This window comes from Erwinia sp. (genome assembly GCF_049696395.1).
Classification (GTDB): Bacteria; Pseudomonadota; Gammaproteobacteria; order Enterobacterales; family Enterobacteriaceae; genus Erwinia.
In genome coordinates this window covers 1-4,347 of record NZ_JBAVTT010000102.1, presented here as the reverse complement: position 1 = coordinate 4,347, position 4,347 = coordinate 1, and the positions used below count along the sequence as shown (strand labels likewise).

General features: G+C 53.0%; 5 protein-coding genes. 3 read left to right on the top strand and 2 right to left on the bottom strand.

All coding sequences use genetic code 11. The features are described from left to right. A partial coding sequence (gene cueO, locus WCC56_RS12660; RefSeq protein ID WP_424692708.1) for a multicopper oxidase CueO occupies positions 1-1,529 on the bottom strand: 1,529 nt, incomplete at its 3' end. Positions 1,530-1,715: 186 nt separating this feature from the next. Between cueO and WCC56_RS12655 the strand changes: the two genes are divergently transcribed. From WCC56_RS12655 to speD, 3 genes are all read left to right on the top strand, one after another. Continuing rightward, complete coding sequence (locus WCC56_RS12655; RefSeq protein ID WP_013200808.1) at positions 1,716-2,063, top strand: YacC family pilotin-like protein; 348 nt, start codon at positions 1,716-1,718, stop codon at positions 2,061-2,063. 108 nt (positions 2,064-2,171) lie between these two features. After that, positions 2,172-3,041 (top strand): polyamine aminopropyltransferase, encoded by an 870-nt coding sequence (speE, locus tag WCC56_RS12650; RefSeq protein WP_424692707.1) that lies wholly within the window; start codon positions 2,172-2,174, stop codon positions 3,039-3,041. 13 nt (positions 3,042-3,054) lie between these two features. Further along, complete coding sequence (gene speD, locus WCC56_RS12645; protein ID WP_424692706.1) at positions 3,055-3,864, top strand: adenosylmethionine decarboxylase; 810 nt, start codon at positions 3,055-3,057, stop codon at positions 3,862-3,864. 82 nt (positions 3,865-3,946) lie between these two features. Here speD and yacL read toward each other — a convergent pair whose 3' ends face one another. Then, on the bottom strand, positions 3,947-4,309 hold the full coding sequence (yacL, locus tag WCC56_RS12640; protein ID WP_424692705.1) for a protein YacL: 363 nt from the start codon (positions 4,307-4,309) through the stop codon (positions 3,947-3,949). Between the last annotated feature and the right edge of the window lie 38 nt (positions 4,310-4,347).

Here is a 4,347-nt window from a genome sequence, read left to right as displayed (position 1 = left end):
ATATCCTTCCAGCCGCTGCGATGCGCGGCCGGGGGTTTGCCGTTTTCCGACAAAATGCGGAACTGGGTGCCGTGAATATGGAAGGGATGCAGCATCTCATCCCCTTCTCCGGAAATTGTCCACTTCTCGACAACGCCCCGCTTCACGTCAAAGGCAGGGGCGGTCATATCAAAGGCTTTACCGTTAATCTTATTGCCGTTATGGAAATCGTAGGCCGCCTTGCTTCCCTCTTGTTCCATGCCGGACATGGAACCGTGATCCATGCCAGCCATGTTGCTGTGATCCTTATCCGACATCGAATCCTGATCCATCCCAGCCATCTTGCTGTGATCCATCCCAGTCATCTCACCCGCGTCGCCCTGGTCATTATCATGGGCATCGCCGCTCATACCAGCCATCGCGGCATGGCCGTATTTCTCCATCAAGGCCAGCATGCCACGGCGATCGAGCTCAGGATCCATGGTCAGCTTAAGCAGGCGTTCATTGATCCCTTCCGTAGCAGGTAAAGCGGGGATATCGACCAGCTTATCTGGCAGCGTGCCGCTGGCTAAAATTTGCAGGGGAACAATGTGCAGTACCGGCAAAGGCTGGTTAAACGGCGCCAGTGACATGCCCATCTGGCGCACTGGCAGCGTTTGCAGATCAAACTCTTTGCCATCGCGGGTATCGACCATAATTTCAAAGCGTTCACCCGGCATCATCGGCAGCTCATCCAGCTCAACCGGTTCTGCCAGCAGGCCGCCATCGCTGGCGATAACATACAGCGAGCGGCGATCGCTGGCGGTCAGGTTCAGCGTTCGTGCATTACAGCCGTTCAGCACCCGCAAACGTAGCCAGCCACGCGGGACGGCGTGCTGAGGATAAATGGCGCCATTGGTCAGCATCGTATCGCCAAACCAGCCCACGGCCGCGCTCATGATATCCAGCTGATAGTCAATTTTACTGCCGTCACTGCTCAACCTTTTATCCTGCAGGATCAGCGGAATATCATCCACGCCCCAGATTTTTGGCAGCAGTAACTTTTCCCCGGCGTTGTCCTTAACAATCACCAAACCAGCCAGCCCTTGAGCCACCTGATAACCGGTTCTGCCATGCAGGTGAGGATGGAACCAGCAGGTTGCCGAACGTTGATCTGGCGTAAAGCTGACCGTGCGAGTTTGACCTGGGGCGATCTGCGCCTGCGGGCCGCCATCAACCTCACCAGGGATCTCCAGCCCGTGCCAGTGAACCGTAGTCGCTTCCGGCAGCTGATTACGCACATTGAGGGTAACAGGCTTGCCCCGCTCCAGCTGGATCGCCGGGCCGAGCAAATCGCCGTTGTAGCCCCAGGTGGGAACGGTTTTACCCTGCCAGACTTTAGAGCCGGTTTTGGCCGTAATATTCATCACGCCGCGCGGATCTGGCGTCAGCAACGCCGGGATCGGCAATTCAGGACGGCGTTCAGCCGCCATGGCGGTGCGGCTCCACAGGGGTAACGCGCTGGCGGCCCCCATTGCTGCTGTTAGCTTAATAAAATCACGACGTTGCATAAATCCAACTGGCCCTTGCAGGAAATTATTGTCCGGAAGCATAAACCCTTCCCTACAGGGAAGGTCAAGCTTTGCTGTCCCGGCGTGAAGAAAATGGCCGGATCCGGACTTTTCTGCCGCAAAATAGTCTGAAGCCTGTTAATAACTGTGCTAACGTCAGACTATTGCAATCGGTTGAGATCAATTATGAAGAAAAGCATCAAGGCTCTGTTGTTACTGAGCCTCTTTGGCTTCTCGTCGACCAGTTTCGCGCTGAGCGAATCTGAAGCGGAAGATTTAGCCGATTTAACGGCTGTATTCGTCTATCTGAAAAATGACTGTGGTTATCAGGATCTGCCAGACGGACAGATTCGCCGGGCGCTGGTGTTCTTTGCTCAGCAGAACCGCTGGGATTTAGCCAATTACAGCAGCTTTAATATGAAAGCGCTGGGCGAAGACAGTTATCGCGATTTAAGCGGTATCGCCGTTCCGAATGACATGAAGTGTAAATCTCTGGCTCGAGACTCCCTTAGCCTGCTCGCTTACGTGAAATAACCCCTCCCTTTTTCCACTTCTTGCTGATAATTTGACCGTGCAACCACGGTCAGAGTTAGCTATTATGTCGCGCCCATTTTTCGTGGCTGTTATGAGGAGAATCCCAGCATGGCCGAAAAAGAAATGTGGTATGAAACGCTTCATACCGGGTTTGGACAGTACTTTTCTGTCGACAAGATCCTCTACCGTGAACAGACCGGTCACCAGGATTTAGTCATCTTTGAGAATGCCGCGTTAGGTCGCGTTATGGCGCTGGACGGTGTGGTACAAACCACCGAGCGCGATGAATTCATCTATCACGAAATGATGACCCACGTTCCCCTCCTCGCGCAGGGTGCAGCAAAACGCGTGTTGATTATCGGCGGTGGCGATGGTGCCATGCTGCGCGAAGTCAGCCGCCATAAAAATATCGAACAGATCACCATGGTGGAAATCGACGCTGGCGTGGTGACCTTCTGCAAACAGTATCTGCCAAACCACAGCGCCGGAGCGTATGAAGATCCGCGTTTCAAGCTGGTGATTGACGATGGCGTGAACTTTGTCCGTCAGTGCAGTGAAAAGTTTGATGTGATTATTTCTGACTGCACCGATCCCATTGGACCGGGAGAAAGCCTGTTCACCTCAGAATTTTATGAGGGTTGCCACCGCTGCCTTAATGAAAATGGCATCTTCGTTGCGCAGAATGGCGTTTGTTTCTTACAGCAGGATGAAGCCGTTAACAGCCACCGCAAACTGAGTCACTATTTTAGCGACGTCAGCTTCTATCAGGCGGCGATCCCGACCTATTACGGTGGCATTATGACGTTTGCCTGGGCCAGCAATAACCCGGCGCTGCGTCAACTTGATAGCGCCACGCTTCAGGCCCGCTTTGACGCGGCTGACCTGACCTGTCGCTACTATACTCCGGCGATCCACACTGGCAGCTTTGCCCTGCCGCAATATTTGTTGAATGCACTGGCCGACCAGCCGGGCATTTAAGGGGTGAACGAAATTGCAAAAGCTTAAACTGCATGGCTTCAACAACCTGACCAAGAGCCTGAGTTTTTGTATCTACGATATCTGTTACGCCAATACGGATGCAGAGCGTGACGGATACATCGCGTACATTGATGAGCAATACAATGCCAACCGCCTGACAGAGATCCTTAGCGAAACCTGCTCAATTATCGGCGCTAACGTGCTTAACATTGCGCGCCAGGACTATGAGCCGCAAGGGGCCAGCGTGACCATTCTGGTCAGCGAAGAGCCGATTGACCCGAAGGATATTGATAACTCAGAACATCCAGGCCCACTGCCAAACTCGGTGGTTGCTCATCTGGATAAGAGCCATATCTGCGTGCACACTTATCCGGAAAGTCACCCAGAAGGCGGACTTTGTACTTTCCGCGCGGATATTGAGGTCTCTACTTGTGGTGTCATTTCGCCACTGAAAGCATTGAACTACTTAATCCACCAGCTGGAATCGGACATCGTCACCATCGACTATCGCGTTCGCGGCTTTACTCGCGATGTGAACGGCGTGAAGCACTATATCGATCACCAGATCAATTCGATTCAGAACTTTATGTCTGAAGACATGAAATCGATGTACGACATGCTGGATGTAAACGTCTATCAGGAGAACATCTTCCACACCAAGATGCTGCTGAAAGAGTTTGATTTGAAACACTATCTGTTCAACACCCGACCGGAAGACTTGAGCCCGCAAGAGCACAAGCGTATTACCGATCTGCTGTGGAAAGAGATGCGTGAGATTTACTACGGGCGCAATATTCCGGCCGTGGGATCCAAAACGCTGTAAGGTTTTTGAGCCAAAAAGAAGCGGGTGGCCTCAGGGCCGCCCGTTTTTGTTTCAGCCTCAGGCAGCCGGGCAACAGCGCCTGTTAACGTCCCTGTAAGAAAGCACGGTAAGCGGCAATCACCGCCAGAAAATCTTCCACGCCGCAGAAGCACAGATGCTCTTCGTCGTAGTAGTTCATCCCCTCTTCCATCTCATCGCCTTCTACACTCAGCAGGTTGGCGCGGACAATCACCTCTTCCTCATCCAGCCACAGCGTATATTCGTGACCCACGCGCTGCCACTGGCGCTCGCTGCCTTTAACGCTTTCTACAGCGGCTTCAACTTCTTCCAGCAACGCCAGATTGCCTTCGACTTCCTCATTAAACCAGTGGCCAACGGCTTCATGTCCCATCGACATGCGCACTTTCACCCCGCCGGTGAGGTCACGTAAAAATTCGTATTCCATGCTGCTGTCCTCTTACTGCCTGTTATGCACTGATAACG

Excerpts from the sequence above, each read along its gene's own strand:
- WCC56_RS12655 (WP_013200808.1), top strand. The coding sequence starts at position 1,716 with ATGAAGAAAAGCATCAAGGCTCTGTTGTTACTGAGCCTCTTTGGCTTC.
- speE (WP_424692707.1), top strand. The coding sequence starts at position 2,172 with ATGGCCGAAAAAGAAATGTGGTATGAAACGCTTCATACCGGGTTTGGA.
- yacL (WP_424692705.1), bottom strand. The coding sequence starts at position 4,309 with ATGGAATACGAATTTTTACGTGACCTCACCGGCGGGGTGAAAGTGCGC.